Genomic DNA, 22,842 nt, shown 5'->3' with positions numbered 1-22,842 from the left:
ATAATAATATAATACGTCATTCCACTCACAGGATCTATCGTGCAAGCACAATTTATCACTTATGCTAGGGTGTGGCTAGGCTTTCGTATTTGGCTAGTTTTCATACTACAAATATCGGTATTTATGGGAGTTTTTACCATAAAAGTAGCCAATGCCACCCCAAGCACTATCACCATAGCCATATCAACTCCTATAAGCACATTTACTCCACAAAGCTATGGCGCAAATGCAATGCTTGCGCAAAATCTTATCTATGAGGGTCTAACCAAGCTTGATAAATCTGGCAATGTTATCCCAAGTCTAGCCACTTCGTGGAGCATTAGCCCAGATGGCAAGACCTATAGATTTTCACTGCGCAAGGGGGTGCGATTTTCTAATGGAGAAGCCTTTGATGCGCGAGCTGTCTCACTAAACTTCACTGCAATTTTACAAAACAAGCAAGCCCATAGCTGGGCAGGGCTTATCCACGCGATAGATTCTATAAAAGAGCTAGATTCTCACACAATTGCCCTAACACTCAAATACCCCTACGCTCTCACACTTAATGAGCTAGCATTTGTGCGCCCCTTTCGCTTCCACTCTCCAAGTGAGCTGCAAAAAGACCCCGCTAAGGCTTTGCCCATTGGCACGGGGGCGTATATGCTTGACTCTAGCAGCCCTAGCGCAGTAACTTTCCGCAAAAATCCCTACTACACAGATAGGCAAAGTGGCAAAGTGCCGTATTTTGACACCATAGTGGCAAGGATCATCTTTGACCCAAGTGCCAAGCTTGCCGCGCTTAAAGCCAAGCAAGTTGATGTCCTTTATGGGCAAGATCTCATCTCGCTTGATATGTTTAATGTCATAGCACAAGGCAGGGATACTTCGCTTAGAGCCTACACAAGCGCGCCTATTTTTACCATTGCCCTAGCACTAAACCCACGCGCCAAAGCCTTAGAATCTACTTCCGCGCGCAAAGCCCTTATGCAAGCCCTAGATTCTAGCGCGCTAGTCTCTAGTGTTTATGGAGATCTTGCAAGCCCTGCTACAAGTCTCTATGTGAAAAACACTTCTTTACTACAAGCCTTGCATTTCCCTGCTCTCCCAGCACACCAATGCGACCCAGCCCAGCCCATAGCACAAAGCGCGCCCTTAGAGCTTATTTTCGTAAGCAACAATCCATCGCAAAAAAAGCTCGCGCAAATTATCCAAGCGCAAGCCAAAACTTGTGGCATAAGCATTGCCATCAAAGGTATTGAGCCTAGCGCGTATGCAAACCGCCTTATCGCCAATGCTTTTGACCTTGCTTTTACGCAGACTTGGGGCGCGCCATATGAGCCGCTAAGCCATCTCTACTCTATGCAGGAGCAGGGGCATATCGAGTATGGACTCTTGCAAAGCCTTTCACAAAAAGATGCAATTTATACGCATATCAACAATGCTATCCGCGCTACCAATGAGCCCCAGCTCCACAAAGACCTTAATGCCGCGCTAGATTTGCTTGCGCAAAGCTATATCCTACTCCCGCTAGCCTATAAGCGCAATGTCGCTATCGCACGCAGTGGTATTAAAGGTATAGAAGAAAATATGGGCGTGCTTGTCGCAGAGCTTCCTATAGCTAAGTGGTATCAATAATGCCATTGTTGCAGCAAATTTGCCAGCGGATTTTGTATCTTGTGCCTATTTTGCTAGTGGTGTCATTTGGGATTTTTATGCTGCTGCGCCTTGGTGGAGGCGATCCCATAGCGCAGTATCTTGCCCTATCTAATCTCCCAAACACACCAGAGATGATTGCGCACTTGCGGGTGGAATTTGGGCTTGATGAGCCATTGCTCTGGCAGTATGCGGTATGGCTATATAGGGCTATTATGCTTGATTTTGGCACTTCATTTATGAGTGGGCAGGCTGTGAGCGGTGAGTTTTTCGCTCTTTTGCCTGCGACTTTGAAGCTTGTGGGGCTAGGGGTGGTGCTTATTGGTGTGTTTGCTACGCTATTTGGTGTGCTTGGCGCGCTGTATAAAGGTAGAATCCCAGATATTGTAGTGAGCATTATGTGCTTTATAGGTGCGTGTATGCCTAATTTTTGGCTCTCGTTTTTGCTAGTTTGGCTTTTTGCCATTACTTTAGGGTGGCTGCCTGCGGTGTGGGACTCTAGCGTTGCCAGCTATGTGCTTCCTAGCATTAGTATTGCATTTATGTCGCTTTGTATCACTGCAAGGCTTTTGCGCGCAAGTATGCTAGAAGTGATGGATTCTAGCTATGTAGCGTATGCAAGCGCGCGCCAAATCCCACGCCCTATTATTACCTTGAAGCATATTTTTGCCAATGCTCTGCTTCCCATTATTGCGATGATGGGGATGCATATAGGTGAGCTACTAGGGGGGGCGTTGATTATAGAGAGTATCTTTGCTATTCCGGGGATTGGGCTGTATTGTCTTAATGCCATTGCTAATCACGATTTTCCCATTATCCAATGCTTTGTCATTGTGCTATGCGTGATTTTCACACTAGCAAATCTACTTAGCGATGTGCTATGCGCCTACCTTGACCCTAGAGTCTCTCTATAAGAGTCGCTATGCAAAATCAAATCCACAAGCATTTCCCCCTACAAGGCAAAATCGCCTTATGCGCCCTTGTGCTTTTATTAGCATTAGCCTTGCTTGTGCCACTATTTAGCCCCTATAAGCCTGATGCGATTGATCTCTCCAAGCAGCTAGCTCCTATAAGCAAGGAGCATTGGCTGGGCTGCGATCATTTAGGTAGAGATATTTTCACAAGACTTATTTATGGGGCATATATCTCACTTGGGGCAAGTGCTTGTATCATCGTGCTAGTTATGGGGATAGGGATTTGCGTAGGTGGGGTGGCGGGGGCATTAGGCGGGGCGTGGGATAGGGTGATTATGCGTGTGTGTGATGTGTTTTTAAGCGTGCCTACAATGGTTTTGGCGTTATTTTTTGTAGGGGTGCTAGGAGCTGGATTGGTGAATGTAATCATTGCTATAACACTCACGCACTGGGCATTTTACGCGCGCATAGCTCGCTCGCTTACCATTACACTGCGCACAAAAGAGTATGTAGCTATCTCTTATATGCAAGGGCAAAGCTTCTGGCAAAGCTTTAGGCGGAATTTTCTCCCAAGCTTGTGTATCCACATACTTGTGCTAGCTACTATGGATATGGGGCATATTATGCTCCATATTGCTGGGCTTTCATTTCTGGGGCTAGGTGTGCAGCCGCCACTTGCGGAGTGGGGCATTATGCTTAGTGATATGAAAGAGTATCTTTATAGCGCGCCGCATTTGCTCCTCTATCCGGGTGGGGCGTTGTTTATTAGCGTGGCGGTCTTTACCCTGCTAGGTGATAGCTTAAGAAGATATTTTGCTACGCATTTAGAAGATGTGCGCTATGGCTAAATCTAGGCTAGCACTTGCAAATATCTCTGTATCCTTTGGTGCAAAACCCCTGCTTACAGACATTAGCATATCGCTAGAATGTGGGCAAATAACGGCACTCATAGGCAGAAGCGGCAGTGGCAAAACACTCTGCGCTCTAGCCTTACAGGGCTTACTCCCGCCAAATCTCACAATTAGCGGGGAAGTCTTGCTAGATGACTCGCCTTACAAGCCATCTTTGCGCAAAAAGCGCGCAAAAAGCCCTGCTATCATAAGCATTTTGCAAAATCCGCGCACCTACTTCAATCCACTCTACACAATCAAAAGCCACATTGCAGAAAGTCTGCGTGCGTGGGGCAAGCCCTATGACCTTGAGCAAATCTCTAGCTTGCTGCATAGGCTGGGGCTAGATTCTAGTGTGCTTCATCGCTATGCCTTTGAGATGAGTGGAGGGGAGCTACAAAGGGCGATGATACTCATCGCACTGCTTGCAGATGCGCAGTTTCTCATCGCTGATGAGCCTACAAGTGATTTAGACGCTATCGCTACAAAAGAACTATTAGAGATTTTAAGGCGCGCTGCTAAAGAGCTTGGTAAGGGAGTCTTGCTCATCACGCACGATCATAGGCTTATGCGTATAGCTGATGTGAGCTACCATATAGATTCTGGGAAGATTGCTGCTAGAGATTTGGGAAGTTTTCATACAAACTTTGCGTATATATCGATATATGATAGACAAAAATCACTAGAATCTACCCCACTTATCACACTACACAATATCACTAAATCTTATCAAGCTGCCCACCAATCCATCTGCGCGCTAGATTCTATCTCGCTTACTATTTGTGCAGGGGAGAGGCTTGGCATTGTGGGTAGAAGTGGCAGCGGCAAAAGCACGCTAGCAAAGCTCATCGCACGCTTGGAGCTAGAATCTAGCGGGCAAATCACCTACCCCACGCATTGGCACTCTAATAGGCGTAGTCTGCAAGCGCGTAGGCATTTCTACCGCCATATACAGCTGCTTTTTCAAGATCCTATAAGCGCACTAAATCCCAATCAAACACTTTTGGATACACTTACTCAAGGGCTTATCGCCTTATATGGTGTGGTAGATAAAGCTAAGCAGAGAAGCAGGATTATGCCTATACTACACGCTTTGGGACTAGAATCTTTGCCGCTTGATAGCTACCCTGCTATGCTCTCTGGTGGGCAAGCTGCTAGGATAAATCTTGCTAGTGTGCTTGTGCTAGAGCCAGAGCTACTAATCCTTGATGAGAGCACATCGTGTCTTGATGCCAGCACTGAAGCGATGATTTTAGAGCATATTGCCACTATGCAAGCACACAGAGATAGCCGCCCAAGTGCAAAGCAGAATCTAAGCGTGCTATGTATCACGCATAATCTCTCCCTAGCGCGCGCATTTTGCGATCGTATCGTGCTTTTAGATTCTGGGGAGATCGTTGAGATAGTCGCAGCTAATGAGCCCTTTAAAAGCACGCAAGGCAGGCTACTAGAATCTACTTTTGCTTGCACAAATCAAGTGTAATATAGTGTGTTATACTTGCGACCATCTAATAGCAAAGGACTTCTATGCAAAATCATATAATGCAGCTTGCGCTTTGGGCGTTTATTTTTGTCGCTGGGGCGGTGCTCGGGCTAGCGTTTTTCTGTGAGACAAAAGTAGAGCAGCTTGTGATTAGCCAAGCTATATCAGTGGAGCATAAGCTAGCCCCAGAGACTTTCACCGCGCAAATTAGCGTAGAATCCACGAAAAAACTAGAGCAGACCCCAGCTCTCTCTGCGCAAGAAGAAAATGCCCTTGTAGAGCTTCTGCAAGCAAACAACGCCCTTGTAGTGCAAGCTAAAGAAGTGTGTGTAGGCGGGGAGTTTGGCATAGAGACTAGAACCTATGAAGATAGAAGGCTCATCAATGGTAAGTGGAGCTATATCGAGCGCACAGGGATTTTTGTCCGTCAAGGCATTGCTTGTGAATTTACAAAAGAGCAGGCTAAGATCTATGAAGATTTGCTTAATGCCCTGCGAGTCAATGTCGCTAAATCTCCCTACCTGCGCTTCAATCTTCCAGCTATAACGCCAATTTATACCCAAGAGCAAATCCGCGCCAAAACCCAAACTATGCGCAATGAAATCCTAGCCCAAGCCAAGCAAATCACTAAAGATTACAGCAAGATTCTCTCCACTAAGTGCCACATCACAAGCCTGCGCTTTAGCGATAGAAACAATACCCCCCAAGTCGCCTACAAAAGCAGCATACCTCTAGGCAGCAACGCAAATGCTAAGTATTCAAGCAGTGCGCACGAAGATACCCTAGAAGCTATACAAGTTGCAGACTCTTTGCCTGTGGTTAAAGACGGCGAGCTACAGCTTAGCGCAGACTTTAGCATAGGCTGCAAATAATGCTGCTGCGGTGTATCGCGCTTATCGCTCTGCTTTTTAGCCTATCTTTGGCACAAGTGCTAGAGAGCTCTGCCACCGCGCCCACGCAAGAGCAGGCGAAAAGTGCCGCACTTGATGAGCTCTCTCAAAGTATAGAAGTAAGCGTGCGTGCTAAGCACGAGATTATCCAAGCTCAGCGCGAAGAGCACTCCTATGAAGAAGTGATAAGCCACATCACACTAGAATCTAGCTCGCAGTTTATCCAGCCAAAAATCACCTACAAAAAGCTTAAGAAAAATCTCTATGAAGCAGCTATCTTAATCGATGACCCAGCCCCATACCACGCCGCGCTAAAGAAGCTTAGTGCTGAAATTGATGCACTAAGTATAGGCATTGATGCGCCCATTACGCAAAAGGATTTAAAAGAGCGCATTTATAAGCTAGAGAATATCATAGGCTTATATAAATCCTATCGCGCCTATGAGCTGGTGCTACTTGCTATGGGAGAGCCTATACACAGCGCGCCTAAGCAAAATCTCGCCTACTTTGCAGCGAAGTATTCTTCTATCGATCCTAAGATGTTTGAGCGGCGAGCAGATTCTAGCTCTGCTCAAGCTCCTTCAAAAGACATTGCTACAAGCAAAAGCTACCATTATAGTCGCGGCTACAACTCTAGCCAAGCACTCTTTGAGGCGATCAAGGCAGGTAATAGTGATGGTGTGTATTCCGCGCTAAAAGATGGCATAAACCCAAACATTATGGACGATTTTGGCACGCCAGCACTTATACTTGGGATCACCAATCCAGAGATTACTGCCCTGCTACTAGAGTTTGGCGCGAACCCTGAAGAAGTCGATAATGAAGGACGCACACCCTTGATTGCTGCCACAGATCCACGCATTAGCAACAAAACTTGCCGCAGTATTCAAGCTCTTTTAGAGTATAAAGCAAATCCAAGCCACACCATAACCTATGATGGCAGCACGCAAATCCCTTTAGTGCAAATGTATAACAACTACAATGAAATGGGCTTTGTCGGGGAGTTTTGGGAGAAGCAAGGTGTGTATGAGTGCAATAAGCGCGAGCTTATAAAGCTCTATTTGCAAAAGGGTGCAGACATCAATTTGCGCGATGATTCTGGGCGGGGGATTTTGCATTTTGCTGCGATTGGCGGGGATATAGAGCTTGTGCGGCTTTTGCTAGATTCTGGTGCGAAGATTGATCCTCGCATTGATCAGGGCAACACAAACACCACCGCTGGCAAGAGTATCCAAGCTTTGCTAGATAGCAGAGCAAGCACGCAAAGATAACAAGCTAGAATCTATCAACAAAGGAAAAGCCCTAAATACCAAAGGAGTAGCAATGTTAAGAGTTTTTGTGATTATGAGTTTGTTTGTGGCAATAGCTTTTGGCTTCCCTAGGGAGCTAACACATACAGGGCTATTAAGTGATAAAGGTGTGATGAGCTTAGATTCGCTGAAATTTTTCGGGATTGAAGCGTCTGATACGCGTTTTAGCGGAGAGGTGGAGCTTACCGGTGTGCTTGAGAAAGGCTATGAGGGCGAAGAGGAGGGGAGTCAAATAAGCTTAAGATTCTATCCTGATAAGAATTTGGCACTACCATTTTTGTATGATAGTTTTATGGGTGTAGATGAGTTGAAGAAGATAGATTTCACAAAGCATAGGGAAAATAGATCCGTGCTTATCTTGAATGCTAGAGACTTGGCACTGCAAGGAGAGCTTGGGCTAGATAAAAAGATTTTTGGTGTCGTGGCAGCTAGGGCAAAAGTGCGGCTTAAGGATTATAGATTCTATGGTGAGAGCGATGCGGGACACGAGATTTATGCAAATATAGAATGCGTGGAGATTTTGGGCGATGTTTTTATCTCGTCTTTGGCTTATGAAGATTTAGGGTCTTTGCGTTTGAAATATAAATCTGCAGATAGCTATATCAACCTACGCCAATCCCCTAATGGCACAATCATCACGCAAATTAAGCGCGAGCGTGTGGCAAAGGATTTTGGCGGAGGGGCTAGTAATGAAGCTGGTGCGAGATTGTATTATGCGGGGGAGATCCTATCGGCTAGGAGTAAGGGTAGTGCGCAAGATTCTGCTTGGCTTGGGGTGTTTTATTTCCCCAATGGCGCAAAAAGTCCAATATTTGGCTATATCCACGAATCGCAGGTGGTTTTTGCCTTTGGCATTGATTAGGCGCAAATTTAGAGCTAGATTCTAGGCAGTAGAATCTAGCTCTGTGGGCTAGCAGTCAATGATATTTTGTAGCATATAGCAAGTAATATCATCTTTGCCGTATTTGGTATAAAAATACTCCACAAGCTCCACTGCTCTATCGTAGTCGATATATAAGTCAAACCGCCCATACTGCTTGCGTCCGCTTACCTGCTCCCTTTGGCTAATGAGCAAATCGCGCAAGGCGTATTTATCACAAGAGCTGTAATAAAAGTCATTGAGCCTGCGCTCTAGCAGGGCATCGACAATGTGGTCTTTAAGCTTACTATCTGCATAAATTTGTAGCCAGCTACACATAGCTCCCCCTTTCATTACACAATTCGTATGCGCTTAGCGATGATACCAAACATCGCGGGCAAGAGTAGTAGCGTTAGAGAGCTAGAGGTTACAAGTCCGCCTAGCACGACTATGGCAAGGGGCTTTTGCACTTCGCTTCCCACACCACTTGAGAGCAGCATAGGCACAAGCCCAAATGCCGCGATAAATGCCGTCATAAGGATTGGGCGCAAGCGTCTTTTTGCACCCATTTCTACGGCTTCATCGACACTTTTGCCCTGCTTGATGAGCTCTTTAAAATACCCTATCATCACCACGCCATTAAGCACGGCGATACCAAAGAGTGTGATAAAGCCAATGCTTGCAGGCACAGAGATATACTCCCCGGATAAAAAGAGCGAGATAAGCCCGCCTGTAACGGCAAAGGGGATATTTAGCAAAATAAGCAATGCTAAAGGCACACTTTTAAAAGTGAAATACAAAATAAAAAATATCACCACAATGCTAATTGGAATCACCACCGCAAAGCGCGCGTTTGCTCGCTGCTGGTTCTCAAACTGCCCGCCAAAGGTGATGTAGTAGTTTGGCGGGAGTTTTACTTGCGCGGCAATTTTCTCTTTTGCCTCATCGACAAATCCGCCTAAATCGCGGTTTTCTACATTGCTGCGCACGACACTCATTCTGCGATTATTCTCGCGCACGATTGTTACAGGACCATCGACTTCTTTAATTTCAGCAATGGAGCTAATTGGCACGACATAGCCACGCGATGAAAACATCTCTAAAGCTTCAAGCTTGGTAATATCTGTGGAAATTTCTGGGTCTTGGCGGATAATCACAGGCACGCGCGCCACACCCATAGGGATATAGGAGACAACAATGCCTTCTAGTGAAGACTTCATAAATTTAGCAAACTCATCAACACTCACACCTACATTACTCATTATGTGCTTTTCTGGAGTTATGTAGAGATAATTTACCCCTTCATTGAGCGTAGTGAAAACTTCGCTACTGCCGCGCACACCCTTTAGGATCTCTCTAATTTGCTTGCTAAGTTCATTAAGCGTGGCAATATCATCGCCAAAGATTTTAATCGCCAAATCCCCCCGCACCCCTGTGAGCATCTCAGAAATCCGCATATCAATGGGCTGGGTGAAAATAAAGCTAATCCCCACAAAGCTCTGCAAAGATTGTGTGATTTTCTCAAGCACTTCTTGCTTGCTTTTTACCTGCCACTGATCTTTGGGGATAAAGGAGATAAACATATCGCTTTGATTGAGTCCATCAAGACTAAGCCCTAGCTCATCAGTCCCTGTGCGCGCGACAATTTCTTTGACTTCCGGGACCTTTTCTTTAATGGTCTTTTGGATACGCAGGAGTAGGTCGCGTGATTGCGTAAGTGAGACAGATGGAGTCATCTCCACCATTAGCACGACATCGCCTTCATCAAGGGTTGGCATAAAGGACTTGCCCACAAAAGGGAAAAGTGAGAGCGAAGCGACTAAAAATGCAAATGCAAAGCTTATGACCATTTTTCTATGTGTTAGGCAAAAGTGTAAAGTGGGCGTGTAGATTCTATAAAAAAAGCGCGTGATAATGGTCTCTTTATGCTCTTTAGTTTTTAACACAAGAGAGGCGACAACCGGGATCACGGTGATAGATAGCACAAGAGAGCCCAAAAGGGCAAATACAATACTTTTAGCCAAAGGAGCAAACATCTTACCCTCTAGTCCCTCAAGTGTGAGAATTGGCACAAAAAATACGATGATGATGATAATCCCACTAACCACAGAAACAGAGATTTCTTTACACGCGCGATAGAGAGCGTGCAGCTTTGTTGTCGTGGTATTGGAGCTTAGCTTTTCAAAGGCATTTTCCACCATTACCACAGCAGAATCCACCAGAATCCCAATAGCAATAGCTAGCCCCCCTAGACTCATAAGATTAGCACTCATACCATTAAGACTCATACAGATAAATGCCACAGAGAGCGCGCAAGGTAGAATCACACTCACAGCAATCGCCGCACGCAAATCCCCTAAGAACAAAAAGAGCAGCACCACAATTAGCACAATGGCTTCAATCAGCACTTTTGTAACATTATCAACAGCCTTTTGTGTAAGATCAGAGCGATCGTAGAAAACTTCTAGCCTAACACCTTCTGGAAGCAGCGGCTTTAGCTCGTCAAATTTTTCATAGATTTTTTCTATCGTTTCTTTGGAGTTCGCGCCTTTGAGTGAAAGCACGATCGCTTGTGTCGTCTCGCCTACACCATTTTTAGTAGTGAAGCCTAGCCTAGTCATATAGCTTGTGCTAACTTCAGCAAAATCCCCGATTTTCACAAAGCCTACATTTGTCTGTATTGCCAGCTCGGCGATTTGCTCTGGGCTAAGTGCTGCGTTTTGGATTTTGACTAGGAAGTTTTCACCATCTCTATCCACACGCCCTGCGCCATCGTTTTTGAGGCTAGCTTCAAGCACGGATTCTAGCTGCGTGATAGTAACGCCAAGCCGCGCCATATCATTAAAGTCTGGCACGACAACAAAGGCTTTAGCAAAGCCCCCAAGCGAGCTGACATCAGCCACACCTTTAATCTTTCTAATCTCTGGGCGGATAATGAAGTCTAAAAGCTGGCGTTTTTCAAGATTAGAAATATTGCCCTCAATAGTGAACATAAACATATCTGAAAGCGGGGTAACAATAGGCTGCAGGCGCACATCAACACCGCTTGGCAAATCTGCTAGCACATTTGCTAGCCGCTCATTTGTCATCTGTCTTGCTAGATAAATATCTACATTATCATCAAAATCTAGCACAATGTCAGCTATGGCGTATTTAGAAGTGGAGCGTAGGAGCTTTTGCCCGGGTAAGCCTTGAAGCTCAAGCTCTAAGGGTCGCACGACTCGATTTTCCACTTCTTCTGGTGCCATACCGGGGGCTTTGACTGCCACGCGCACTTGTGTTGATGAGACATCAGGGAATGCGTCAATAGCAATGCTTAAAAAGCTATACCCACCAAAAAGCAGCAATGCACACGCGCAAATCATCACAATAATGCGCTGCATTAAAGACCACTCAATGATTTTTGCTAGCATTACTGCGCCCCACCAACACCGATGTTGTTGATTAGTCCCTTAAGGGCTACAAGCGCACCAGAGGCAATTTGCTCATTACCCTTAAAGCCCTTGCCATCGATGACAAAGGATTTACTACGCTTTTCAATGATTTGCACCACTTTTGGGGCATAGCCATTAGGAGTTTTGATAAAGATTAGGTTGTCTTTAGCGTTTTTGATCACGGCATTTGATGGCACGATATAAGTGCCTTTAGGCTGCTTGCCCTCTATATACACATCTGCGATTTCACCCACGCGAAACACGCCTTCTTTAAGGTCAGCAATGGCGGTTATGGAGTTGTTGTTTTTATCTACAACCACAGAGACAGAGCTAACATCACCGACATACTGCCCCTTTTCGCTATATACTCTAGATCCCGGTAGCACATAGTCAGAGACTGATAGGGGGATTTTGATACGCGCTAGGAGGTTGTTGTTTTTAGAGATTCTTACATAAGGGGTAAAGGCTGGGATTTTCTCGCCGGTATTTTTGGGTGCGACAGATAGGATTCCACTAGCACTTGCCACCACGCGGAAGCCAAAGCTCCCCCTAGGCTTATCTGGATCAATCCCAAAGAGTTTGAAGGTATTGCGCAGCTGACTTAGCTTCAAATATAGCTCCCTGCTAGCTAGGTAGCTTTGCTGGTATTCTCTCTGGGAGATGACACCTGCTTGGAATAAATCTTTGTCTTTTTTGGCGATTTCTTCTGCTACGCGGTGCTTGTTTTGCGTGTTTTCTAGCTCGAAGAAGAGATTATTGAGCTCATTGGAGCTAATCTCGCAAATCTCATTGCCCTGTTGTATCTGCTCGCCTTCTCGCCTATAAATTGCCACTACTACTACATCAAAGGTGGAGCTTTGTGTCGTGGAGTCTTTGTTATCAAAGTCGATGAAAGCATTAAACGGCACACCGCGTGTGATACTTGGGCTTTTTATGGGAATGTCTTTAATGCCTAGTCCTTGTGCTTGGACAGCATTTAAGCGCACTTCTTTGTAGCCATAAAGTGTGCTAAATATGATGAGCAAGCCTAGTATATATCGTGTCATTGTGGTTCTCCTATCATCTTCCCTAAGGTTTCTTCAAGTAGCGATTGTATGCCTATATACTCAAGCTTTGCATCTGCTAGTGTGATAATGCTATCCATATAGGAGTTTTGGTAGGCTAGGTATTCAAAAAGGCTGATTTTCTGCGACTCATAAGCGATTTTACCCATTTCTACTAAGTCTTTTTTGTTTTGGATATTTTCTTGCTGGAGTTCTATGAAGCTCTTTTTAGATTCTAGCTGGTCAAGGTAAGAATCCACACTTACTAGCAAGTTGTTTTTAGTGATCTCGCCCTCGCGCACACTGCCGCTATGCAGGGCTAGCCACTTGCGTTTTAAATGCGTATTTTTGGGCGTAACAGGCAGCGGGATAGAGAATCGCAGCTGCGCACCATCGCTAGACTCAGAATGCGCGATCCCGCCGCCTAGCTCAAAGGCTTCAAATCGATCGCGGTTTGCGAGCTTGGCGTTGGTTTGATAGTTTCTTGCTTGCAGGGTTAAAATATCTAAATATGGTGAAATCTCAAGCTGCTTGTAGGCGGACTCTGGCTCGATATGCGTGTAAGCGAAGTTGAGATCATCAACCACCACATCGTGCAAACTATCCAAAATCTCATCATCGACTTTGTCTTGATTGATCGTGTGTGCTTCTACAAGCCCTAGAAGCTGGTGTAGCACCCGCTGGAGCTCTAAAAGCTGGGTTTGGGTCTGCATTTTTAAAAGCTTGGCATCAAGGTAGGAGTTATTAAAGCTAATATAGTCCTTTTTAGACATACTGCCTGCATCAAGCTTTGCTTTAGCGATTTGCAATTGGTGGTAGAAGTTGCTCTCTCTTTGCATAGCGACATTGTATTTTTCTTTGGTGAGTGTATAGGAGAGATAGAGTCGCTTTGCTGAAATGTAAGCTAGCTCTTTGTAGAGCTTGTAGGCTTTGTCATATTGCTCAATTTGTGTGCGCAGGCTTTTATGCAAAAGTGTTTGCACCCAAGGGAGCTTAGGGCGTAGCATCACAAGCGCAGTTACAGAGACTTCATTTTTGCCCAACGCATTTTTGACAAAGCCCGTATCTATCTCTGTATAGGGCGACTCCCACGAGTTTGTCGCGCGCTGGGATTCTAGCAGGCTTTGAAACTGCGCCTTATTTTGCACAAGGTTTATGCTATTTTGCTCCACGGCTTCAAAAAATGCTTGCTTACTGATAGGCTGGGCGTGCAAAAGGGCGCATAGAGCCGCACCAAGAGCGATCCTACCTATGCTATTTACACCGCCTGCAAACATTCCGCACCAACCTTGAGAAAATTAAAAGAGCTAGATTCTACAAATATTTTTTAATGATTATGTTAATCGCTTAAAATTTATAGCCTATCCATAGCTTGCTTATTAGAGTCCTAGAGTAGCGCACTTCATCTAAATACACAAGCGTTAAATGCCACTTAACCTTGGGGAAATCTAGCTCCACTTCACCCACTACTTGATTAGAGTAATGCACATCAGGGGCGAAGAACATAGTCCTTCCAAGCCCGATAAATCCCCCTAGCTCGCACGATTTACCTAGCATAATCCCACGATAATCCAGCTTGACATACCCTGTGCGCCCACCTTCTCCATAAATGTAAGTGTTGTATTCAAGCGGGTTATTATCCGCATAGATGGGGAGCAGATTTGTGGCGTGATTTTTGTCATTGACTACTGCGCCAAGGGATAGATGAAAGTAGCCCAAACCTAGCAGTGCTTCAAGATGTGCCACTCCGCCATTACGCTTGCCAAAGCTACCCTTTTGATAGCAGGCAAGCCCCACTTCCTCTGCGACTTGTGGGTTAGCACAAAGGTTTGGGTCTTGTATCCCAGCACTCACAAAGGTCCCGTGTGCCTTAATCCCCAAATCCCAGAATCCAAAGTCTTTGCTATAGTGTGCTGCAAGTCCGCTAGCGACATACAAGCTAGCCAAATAGTTTGCATATAAGCGCACGCCAAAATGCTCTTTTTGGTAATTTGCATCAGCGTAGAAGTGTTTATTGATCGCATAGCCTTGATGCTTTTCATACAGCTCTTTAATGTAGCCATAGCGCGTGTTTTCTGCTGGGTTGGCGTAAGTTTGTCGGTAGAATCCCCCAAGTGCCACGCGCACACCCTTTATATCTCCATAAATCTCCGCACCTTCTAAGTAGTCTCCTATCCACTCATATTCTGCATCATATCGCCCTACACGAAAGCCCATATTTTTATGCTCATAGCCGATAAAAAGTGCTGGCAAATGCACATCATCACTTGTGTAGAAGAGATCCTTTGCTTCATCGTTGTTGATAAGCAAAGAGTAGATTCTAGGGTCTTCTTGCATATCAGTGCGTGTAATGGGTCGCTTGGCATTATCGGCAATCTTTCCAACAGCAGAAAACTCCGTGCCTATGTAGAATCCATAAAATCGCTCGCTCTCTAGTGAGAGCTTCGCCCATAGCCCACTATATCCCGTGGCAAAGGGCGCGCTAAATAAAGTAGAATCCAAATGCGCCGCAGTGGTGAAAGAGGCTAGGTCAATGTCTGTAACTTGTAAAAAGGGGGCGGATTTCTCACTACTACTAGAATGAAGCGATGGGCTAGGGGCAGTGGTGATATATGCGCTGGATTCTAGGGCTTGGGGCTGTGTGCTAGCTAGGAGAGCCGCACTTATGATAGTCCATACCCATAGCAAACGCATAGCAATCCTAAATGGCTAATTCCTTCAAATCTCCTATGGTGCAGAAATCCGCATAAATCGCATATAGGAGTGATTTGCGATTGTGTCGTAGGGCTGGATTATCATCATTAACAAGCACTTTATCAAAGAACGCCTCTAGCACATCTCGCAAATCAAAGAGTGCTGCAAGCTTATCGCTTGAGTGCGTGAGTTTGCCACCGCGCTTGGCAGAATCTATCTCGCATAATCTCGCATAGAGTGCTTGCTCAGGTTGCGTTAGCAGCGAAGTGTTAATAATCTCTAGTAGCGCGCTTATATCGCTAGAATCCGCCTTTTGCGCGTGTGATCCTACTAGCTCACCCGCGCTAATATCTTTGGTGATATTTGCCACGCGCTTAAAGACTGCGATAAGTGCTTCTCTATCATCGCGCGCTAGCAAAGATTCTAGGGCTTTAGCATTATTAGCAATAGTGCAGAGATCCGTGCTTGTCCCCCTTGAAGCGGAGCGGAAAATTTGGGCTGGTATGTCTAAAATGGATTCTAGCCGCTCGATGATAAACCCTTGCAAGCGCGCTAGATTCTCTTGGCTAATGGCATAGCCGCACTCTTTGGCTAAATCTATTAGAATCTGCTTTATATCAAAGGCTAGATTCCACTCTAGCACGATTTTTACCACGCCATTTGCCGCACGCCGCAAGGCAAAGGGGTCTTTTGAGCCACTAGGGATTGTGCCTAGGCTAAAAAGCCCAAGCAAGCTCTCAAGCTTCCCACTAAGGGCTACAATCGCGCTTATTTTGCTGCTTGGCAGCGCAGAGTTCTCGCCATTTGGCAGGTATTGCTCTTTAATAGCTTGGGCTAGCTCTTGTGGAAGTCCTTGTGCTAGCGCGTAGTAATGCCCCATAATCCCTTGCAGCTCTGGGAATTCGCCCACCATTTCACTAAGCAAATCTGCCTTAGCATACGCAAGGGCTTGAGTGATTAGCGCGCTATCTTGCCCCCATAATCGCGCTAGATACGCGCCTACACGCTCTTCTCTGCCTACTTTATCAAGCATAGAGCCTAGCCCTTGGATATAAGCCACTTGGGATAAAGGAGCTTTGTCAAGCGGGGTTGCTATGTCGTTGTTGTAGAAAAACTTCGCATCGCTTAGCCGCGCTTTTAGCACGCGCTCATTGCCGCTAATAATCGCGCTAAAATCATCGCAAAGCGCGTTCGCCACGACTATGAAGCCCTGATATAGCCGACCATCTTTATACACGCTAAAGTATTTTTGATGCTCTTTCATCGAGGTGGTGATCACTTCTTCTGGTAGTGTCAAAAACCGCTCATCAAAGCTCCCTAAAAGCGCGGTAGGATACTCTGTGATCGCTACAATTTGCGCTAGCAGCGCAGAATCTAGCTTGACTTGCACTTGGTGGGCGGACTCTATCGCTCTAATTTGCGCTAGAATCCGCTTCTCTCTCTCATCTGCGCTAAGGATCACGCCTCCATTGCTAAGCTTGTCTAAATATGCATCAAGCCCTGTGATTTTCACCCACGCTTCTTGCGCGGCATTATCACAGCTAGATTCTAGTAGGTCTTGCTCTTGTGGCTTGTAGGAGCGGTGTAGGAGTGTGGCTGGCAAGAAGCCCTGCCCAAAAATCTTATTACCCGCTTTAGCGGCGATAGGCTCTCCACCTAGCAGTATCATAATATTACGGATTGGGCGGATAAAGCTCTCACTCCCACTACCCTCTTGAGCGTCTCCCCAGCGCATACTCTTGCCAAAGTGCAAAGAGCGCACAAATGCCGCTACTACTTCTCCTAGCACTTGCTTAGATTCTAGTCCGGCTTGGAGCTTGCGGACATAGAGGACTTGCTTGCCGTCTTTTTGCGCTAGATTAGCGTCTAAATTACCCACTAGCTCACTCTCATCAATCCCTGCCTTTTTGCAAAATCCTAGCCCTGCTTTGCTAAGTCCCTGCGCCCTATCACCATTGATGAAAGCTATCTCTAAAGGCGGACCATAGAGCTCTTGTGTCTGCGCAGTAGTATGCGTGGGGAATGCGCGACTATAAATAGCAATCCTGCGCGGTGTATAGTGCAGCTCACAAGGGGCTTGTAAATGCGTATTTGCCAAAGCTTGTTCCCACTTTTGCGCGATATTGCCCCACTCTTTGAGAAAGGGAAGTGCGGGAAGCTCTTCTGTGAGAATCTCTACTAGCAGCTCTTTAGCTGCTTGCGAATCGCTAGATGACATTAGTGTCCTTAGTCTTTGGGTATAATGCGCCATTGTAGCAAATCCAATATTAAAAGGCTTTTATGAAATCCCCAATGCTATGCCTAATCCTTGCGCTGTGCTGCGCCTTTAGCGTATCGCAAGCAGCTCCTAGCGCGAAATTCCCCCAAGTAGAGTGTGCCAACCCTCATCGCTTCACCAAAGCACAAAGAGATCATATCATTTATGCCTATAACTTTGGTGCGCCAAAGGGTATGGGCTACACAATGGCGGCAATCGCGTGGCAGGAGTCTTGCGCTGGGGCGTATATGCTAAATTTTAGCGACCCTTCTGCTGGGCTTTACCACGCGCATATCCCTGTGGTGCTCAAATACTACTCTAGCTACAACGACACGCCCTTTACGCGCAATGTTATGGGGCAGCTGCTTATCGATGATAGGAAATTTGCTAGTCAAGTGGCATTAGACTCGCTAATGTATTGGCACGGCTACCACAAGGGCAACCACAAAAACATCATCAAATCCTACAACAAAGGCTTCCGCTGGCAAAAAGAGCGAGCTAGCAACAAACTCGCAGAATCCTACTACCTAAATATCCGCAAAAAAATCCGCGCCCTAGAATCCTATATCCCCAAATACTCGCGCGTGAAAAATCAAAGCGTATTGATAGAAATCCACGATAAAAACAAATCCGCTGCCACCATAAATAGCCGCATACAAAGTGCCACGCCCCAAGCTAAACCCACCCCAATCGCACCCAAGCAATCTACCCCCAAGCAGCCAAATCCACCAGCAGCCCAAAAGCCCAAGCCCCAAGCCCCAAAATCTACAAACAATGCTGATGACTTTGTCGATCTGCCTTTAGAGGGTGGCTCCAAGCAGCCAAATAGCAATCAAGCCCACCCCAATTATGATGCCAACTTTGAAGATTTCACGCTCATTTTTGAGGGGCATTAGTAGAATCTAAAGCCCTAGATCTCATAAATCCCTAGCGCAAAAGGCTCATTAGCTCTATGTGATGAAAATGCTCTGCTATCGCATAGGCATTGTAGCCATCGCTATTTTTATGCTCTTTATTCGCACCTTTGGCTATAAGCTTTTTGACACATTCCACTTCGCCAATCTCTGTGGCAAAGAGCAGTGGGGTAAAGTCGTTGCAATCTTTTTCTACATTATCGACATTGCTAGTGGATTCTAGTAGCAGATCAAAAATTGCATAATGCTCTTGGAGAAAACGCTTATGCCCTTTGGTTATCATTGCTGATGTTGCTTGCGATAGCTCTGGGTGATTAGACATTGCATAAGCATTGCGTAGTGTCTCATCATCAAAGATTGACTCACTTAGGCTCCCCTTGCTTGCGGCGATAATTTGCTCTTTGCTCATTGCGGATATGGCAGCAGATGGATCAGACACATTACCCTTAGCCCAAGCAATACACTGTAAGCAGTAATACAGCGCGCTTTGATTATCTCTATCACAAGTGTGTGCGTCCATATCCGCCCCAGAATCTAGCAGCAGCTTCGCTACTTCCACAAGCCCTAGAGCAATAGCAAGCGATAGCGCGGTGTGCTTTTTCTTCCTTAGTCTTGTGTTTAGGGCTTCTTGGCTCATCTTTGGGATAAGCAGTGCGCAAAGCTCTAGGGCTTTTTGCTTTTGCTCCTCATTGTAGTGTTGTCGCTCAGGCTCGCCCAAGCCTTGTAATGCAAATATCAGCACACTTCCCCCATCATCTTTACGCCAATTTACATCAGCCCCAGAATCTATAAGCCTTTTGCTAGATTCTACATCAAGGATTCCGCAAGTGTGTGCAAGCTGGCTAACGGGATTAGGGTAAATTGTGAGCATTTTATTAGGCTTTGTAAAATCTATGGGTAGATTTTTTAGCGTTTCATCATCGGTTGTAAAGTGATTAGGCGAGAAAAGTGCAAACTTCTTCTCCTGCTTTTTTGCACGCTTTTGCTCTAAGATCCCTTGCTCATCTTTGTAGAATAGCAGTGTAAATTTATGCCTAAAATACTGCACCAAATACCCCACATCATCTGCCTGACTCACTAGCCCTAAAAAATACGCATTTTTGTAGAATTTACTCAAAGGTGCTTTGGCGTTATTGACATCAAGTGTGTTTTGGCGTGTGAGATTGGCACTAACTGCCATACCTTCTTCTACTACTTTTTTATAATTTTCCCCCATTACGCCTTTGCCATACTCTAAGGCATTTAGATAATGCTCTTGGGCTAGCTTCAGTAGCTCTTTTTGCTTGGTGTGAGAGTTTCGCGCTTTATGAGCGTAGAACCTCCCTTGCATAAAGTGCAGATATGGATCATTTTTATAAGCATTTAGGCTTTTTACTTCCTCTAGCCCATCGGTAAATGCCTTTTCATTAAGCGGCTTATCTGGCAAGCTTGCTGTAAAAAGCTTGCCCTGCGCCTTAGCATAGCTCTCAAACGACTTGTCAAGAAGCTCTAGAATCTGTGGCTCTGTAAAGCTGATAATGTGCTTTGGATTTGTCAAAGCCTGCATACACGATTGCAGATATATTGCACAATCTAAAATCTTATCACCACAAGTGGGGACAAATGCACGAGAAGGCACAAAAAAGTCAATATACTCAAAGTAGTGCTTATGTGCAATGTGGAAGCGGTATCCTAGCTGCTTGGCGAAGTTTTTCAAGGCTTCTTGGGGTATTTGATTGATATTTTTTAGCATACATATTTCAAAGATATTGTGAGCAAAATAATCTGCTAGTATATTAAGAGCGTTTTTTGCTCCGTGTGCTTGGCTAGCACAGGTATTTAGCACTTGCTCTAATAGCCCTCTACTCTCCAAAACACCAAACACATTCATAAGCCGATAGTGCGCGACAAGCACTTCACAAAGTTCCTTGCCGAAGTATTTCCCTGCCCAGTTGAAAAAGCCATCAACAAGCTTGGCGATATGGAGCAGCGAGCTAATTTGCGTTGGCGATAGGTTTTCACAATATGAAGCAATCTGGCTGATGGCTTGGATAGATTTGTGGCTTGGTGTGTGGCTGCCATTAAGCCAGTTTGCGACACTTTTGCCTAGAGTTTCATCACTTTTTATATCGCTGGCATCTTGGGCTTGGGCACTGTTGGTGTTGATTAGCAGTGTTGTAAGGATTCTATTGTGATCCCCACTTATTTCACAATATTTCTTTAAATCCACATCATTTGTGATAAGGACAAGGGCTTTTTGCACTGCGCTTTGCTCCCCCCCCCCCCCAATTATTTCAGGCAAAATCCTATCGATTATTAAGCCCTCGTGCTTGCTATCCATAATGTATTCAAACAATGGCGCGACAAAAGGGATCACAAAATGCACCAAAGTAGCAAAGTCAAGCTGCTTTTGGCTAGCACCTAGTGTCTCTATATGCCCGCAATATTTTTCATAATACTCTAAGGCATTGCCCAAAATCGCTTCAAGTGAGTGCAGATCATCAGTGCGAAGCACAGAAGCGATACACTTTATAAGTGTATCGCGCATACCCCCATACTCACGCAAGGATAGCTCGTCATTTTTCCTAAATCGCTCAAGCTTTTTGCTTCCATAGTGTGGAATCTCTAATCGTTCAAGCTCTTTGCTGCCGTGTGGAATCTCTAGGATTTTACATAGCTCACAGATGATCTCGCTTGCGCCATAAAATCTCGCAAATGTTTTCATATAGCTCCTTAGTTTGGCGATATAAATATTGTATCTAAGCGATCTTATTGGTGTAAGAAAAGCCAATGACAAGAAACTGCAGCGTTAAGATTCTAGCTTTGTAAATTCGTGTCGCTCTTGTTTCGTGCATTTATGAGAGTCTTTTACTAGAATCCACCTTGCAATGTCTGCAGAGTCATTGCAAATTTATGAAAGGAGAGAGCAATGAGAACATATATCACACCTAAACCTAATCCCCATAAGCCAATGGGACCTATTGGCATTGCGGTGGGAAAAGGAAAAGCTGGGTGGCCTTCTACAACCGGTAACCCAAGTGGCGGTGGCAGAGACAATAATCCGCCTAAGCCTAAAAAGAAATAACTAAGCCCCTTATGGGGCATATTTACACTACATTCTACGCTACAATACCCAGCACTTACACAATACTACTTGATCACAAGGATCACTATGACATTGCTTGATAGTATTTTGCTTATTGCGTTGTTTGCATTAGGTGGGGCAGGGGCTTTGCTCTATGCACGCTATATCGCCGCACAAAAAGCCCTGCATTTAAGCGAGACACTTCGCCAAGAGATTGCTACTAAAACCCAAGCCCTAGAATCCACTGCCAAATCCCTAGAATCTAGCCATATCCAAGCACTCCAAGAAATCGCCAGCTTAAAAGCCACGCTCACTACTGCCAATGAGCGGCTCCAAGAGCAGCGCGCAGACTCTGCTCGCCAAAAGACAGAGCTGCAAGATAAATATGAGCAAGATCTCTCCAAGCTAGAATCTCAATATAAACTCTCCATAAGCACCTTGCAAAATGAGCTAGCCAAGAATCTAGAGCTGCAAAAGACCGCCTTGCTGAATGAAAACAAGCTCGCACTTAGCAAGGATTCTAAAGCGATTTTAGATGAGGTTTTCACGCCTATAAAAACGCGCGTGGAAGAGTATCAAAAGACCCTTTTGCAAAACGAAGCCAAGCTCAAAGAAAACATCGACAACGCCTTCAAATACTCCCAAGAGATGAGCAAAAGCGCGCAAGAGCTAGGGCGGATTCTAAAGGGTGATAAAAAGCTGCGCGGAAACTTCGGCGAGCTGCAGCTTAAAAGAGTGTTTGAGAGTAGCGGACTCATTGAAGGCAGACAATATAGCCTCCAAGAGCAGCTCCACACGCAAGGTGGGCGATATATCCCTGATGCGATTGTCCGCCTTGATGACAAGCGCAACATCATCATTGACGCCAAATTCCCCCTGCCAAATGCCATAACTTGCGATGATGAGACAGAGATAAACACCCAAGAAATCGCGCAAAATCTCAAAGCGCGCATTGATGAGCTAGCGAGCAAGCCCTATAAGGACATAGAAAATGCCTATGACTTTGTGCTGCTTTTTATCCCCTATAACAATATCTTAGATCTAGCCTTAGAAGCGGATTCTAGCTTGTATAACTATGCCTATTCTAAGCAGATTTATCTCACCACACCACATACGCTTTTTATGGCGTTAAAGACGATTGCTATCACTTGGCAGCATATCCAAAGCGATAAGAATATCAAGCAAGCCTTTGAAGAGCTTGGGAAGTTTTATGACAAATTTGCCGATGTGTGCAGCGATTTTGACAAGATGGCGCGAGGCTTGCAAAGTGCGCAAAGTGCGGCAGTCGCTATGGATACAAAGCTGCGCGGCAAGGGCGGGCTAGAATCTAGGCTTGATAAGCTAAAAGATCTAGGTGCTAAGACAAAAAAGTCAATCCCTAACTCAAAGCTTCTAAGCCAAGACACACAAGAGAGCGAGCAAGAGTAGTGGCGATAACGCGCTAGAATCTAAATCTAT

17 protein-coding genes are annotated in these 22,842 nt (G+C 45.4%); 10 read left to right on the top strand and 7 right to left on the bottom strand.

Annotation, left to right across the window (positions count from 1 at the left end; all coding sequences use genetic code 11):
- Window positions 1-39 precede the first annotated feature (39 nt).
- From F4V45_RS03590 to F4V45_RS03560, 7 genes are read left to right on the top strand one after another with little or no spacing between them, the layout of a single operon-like run.
- Complete coding sequence (locus tag F4V45_RS03590; RefSeq protein ID WP_150337102.1) at window positions 40-1,614, top strand: ABC transporter substrate-binding protein; 1,575 nt, start codon at window positions 40-42, stop codon at window positions 1,612-1,614.
- On the top strand, window positions 1,614-2,546 hold the full coding sequence (locus tag F4V45_RS03585) for an ABC transporter permease subunit (protein ID WP_150337101.1): 933 nt from the start codon (window positions 1,614-1,616) through the stop codon (window positions 2,544-2,546). Before F4V45_RS03590 ends, F4V45_RS03585 begins: the two co-directional genes overlap by 1 nt.
- Window positions 2,547-2,554: 8 nt before the next feature.
- Window positions 2,555-3,394: a nickel ABC transporter permease subunit NikC gene (gene nikC / locus F4V45_RS03580; RefSeq protein WP_150337100.1), complete on the top strand. Its 840-nt coding sequence runs from the start codon at window positions 2,555-2,557 to the stop codon at window positions 3,392-3,394.
- A complete protein-coding gene (locus F4V45_RS03575) occupies window positions 3,387-4,919 on the top strand; it encodes an ABC transporter ATP-binding protein (protein WP_170235153.1) in 1,533 nt (510 codons plus the stop codon). The genes nikC and F4V45_RS03575 overlap by 8 nt, the downstream gene beginning before the upstream one ends.
- 44 nt (window positions 4,920-4,963) lie before the next feature.
- Window positions 4,964-5,791: a hypothetical protein gene (locus tag F4V45_RS03570; protein WP_150337098.1), complete on the top strand. Its 828-nt coding sequence runs from the start codon at window positions 4,964-4,966 to the stop codon at window positions 5,789-5,791.
- The gene (locus tag F4V45_RS03565; RefSeq protein ID WP_150337097.1) at window positions 5,791-7,080 is read left to right on the top strand and encodes an ankyrin repeat domain-containing protein; all 1,290 of its coding nucleotides are present in this window, start codon (window positions 5,791-5,793) and stop codon (window positions 7,078-7,080) included. The genes F4V45_RS03570 and F4V45_RS03565 overlap by 1 nt, the downstream gene beginning before the upstream one ends.
- Window positions 7,081-7,132: 52 nt before the next feature.
- Window positions 7,133-7,981: a hypothetical protein gene (locus F4V45_RS03560; protein ID WP_150337096.1), complete on the top strand. Its 849-nt coding sequence runs from the start codon at window positions 7,133-7,135 to the stop codon at window positions 7,979-7,981.
- A 48-nt stretch (window positions 7,982-8,029) separates the two neighbouring features.
- On the opposite strand, the gene F4V45_RS03555 is transcribed toward F4V45_RS03560, so the two are convergent.
- The 6 genes from F4V45_RS03555 to glyS form a co-directional block, all read right to left on the bottom strand.
- Entirely contained in the window at window positions 8,030-8,317 is a 288-nt protein-coding gene (locus F4V45_RS03555) for a DUF3240 family protein (RefSeq protein ID WP_170235152.1), read from the bottom strand.
- Between the two features lie 14 nt (window positions 8,318-8,331).
- The gene (locus tag F4V45_RS03550) at window positions 8,332-11,391 is read right to left on the bottom strand and encodes an efflux RND transporter permease subunit (protein WP_150337094.1); all 3,060 of its coding nucleotides are present in this window, start codon (window positions 11,389-11,391) and stop codon (window positions 8,332-8,334) included.
- A complete protein-coding gene (locus tag F4V45_RS03545) occupies window positions 11,391-12,458 on the bottom strand; it encodes an efflux RND transporter periplasmic adaptor subunit (RefSeq protein ID WP_150337093.1) in 1,068 nt (355 codons plus the stop codon). The genes F4V45_RS03550 and F4V45_RS03545 overlap by 1 nt, the downstream gene beginning before the upstream one ends.
- A complete protein-coding gene (locus F4V45_RS03540; protein ID WP_150337092.1) occupies window positions 12,455-13,732 on the bottom strand; it encodes a TolC family protein in 1,278 nt (425 codons plus the stop codon). The genes F4V45_RS03545 and F4V45_RS03540 overlap by 4 nt, the downstream gene beginning before the upstream one ends.
- Before the next feature lie 70 nt (window positions 13,733-13,802).
- Window positions 13,803-15,149, bottom strand: coding sequence for an outer membrane family protein (locus F4V45_RS03535; protein ID WP_150337091.1), 1,347 nt, complete (start codon window positions 15,147-15,149; stop codon window positions 13,803-13,805).
- Between the two features lie 7 nt (window positions 15,150-15,156).
- Window positions 15,157-17,367 carry a glycine--tRNA ligase subunit beta gene (glyS, locus tag F4V45_RS03530; RefSeq protein WP_170235151.1) on the bottom strand — a complete coding sequence of 737 codons (2,211 nt, stop codon included), beginning with the start codon at window positions 17,365-17,367 and terminating at the stop codon, window positions 15,157-15,159.
- A 62-nt stretch (window positions 17,368-17,429) separates the two neighbouring features.
- Here glyS and F4V45_RS03525 point away from each other — a divergent pair, with 62 nt between their 5' ends.
- Window positions 17,430-18,302, top strand: coding sequence for a hypothetical protein (locus F4V45_RS03525; RefSeq protein ID WP_150337089.1), 873 nt, complete (start codon window positions 17,430-17,432; stop codon window positions 18,300-18,302).
- A 31-nt stretch (window positions 18,303-18,333) separates the two neighbouring features.
- Here the strand turns inward: F4V45_RS03525 and F4V45_RS03520 are convergent, their stop codons facing one another.
- On the bottom strand, window positions 18,334-21,024 hold the full coding sequence (locus tag F4V45_RS03520; RefSeq protein ID WP_150337088.1) for an ankyrin repeat domain-containing protein: 2,691 nt from the start codon (window positions 21,022-21,024) through the stop codon (window positions 18,334-18,336).
- Between the two features lie 204 nt (window positions 21,025-21,228).
- Between F4V45_RS03520 and F4V45_RS09385 the strand changes: the two genes are divergently transcribed.
- On the top strand, window positions 21,229-21,384 hold the full coding sequence (locus F4V45_RS09385; protein ID WP_170235144.1) for a hypothetical protein: 156 nt from the start codon (window positions 21,229-21,231) through the stop codon (window positions 21,382-21,384).
- Window positions 21,385-21,471: 87 nt separating this feature from the next.
- Entirely contained in the window at window positions 21,472-22,812 is a 1,341-nt protein-coding gene (gene rmuC, locus F4V45_RS03515) for a DNA recombination protein RmuC (RefSeq protein ID WP_150337087.1), read from the top strand.
- Window positions 22,813-22,842 lie beyond the last annotated feature (30 nt).

The sequence above is a fragment of the Helicobacter canis genome (assembly GCF_008693005.1).
Taxonomy (GTDB): Bacteria; Campylobacterota; Campylobacteria; order Campylobacterales; family Helicobacteraceae; genus Helicobacter_B; species Helicobacter_B canis.
Note: the sequence above shows the minus strand (reverse complement) of the source record. Positions and strands in the feature narration are given on the sequence as shown.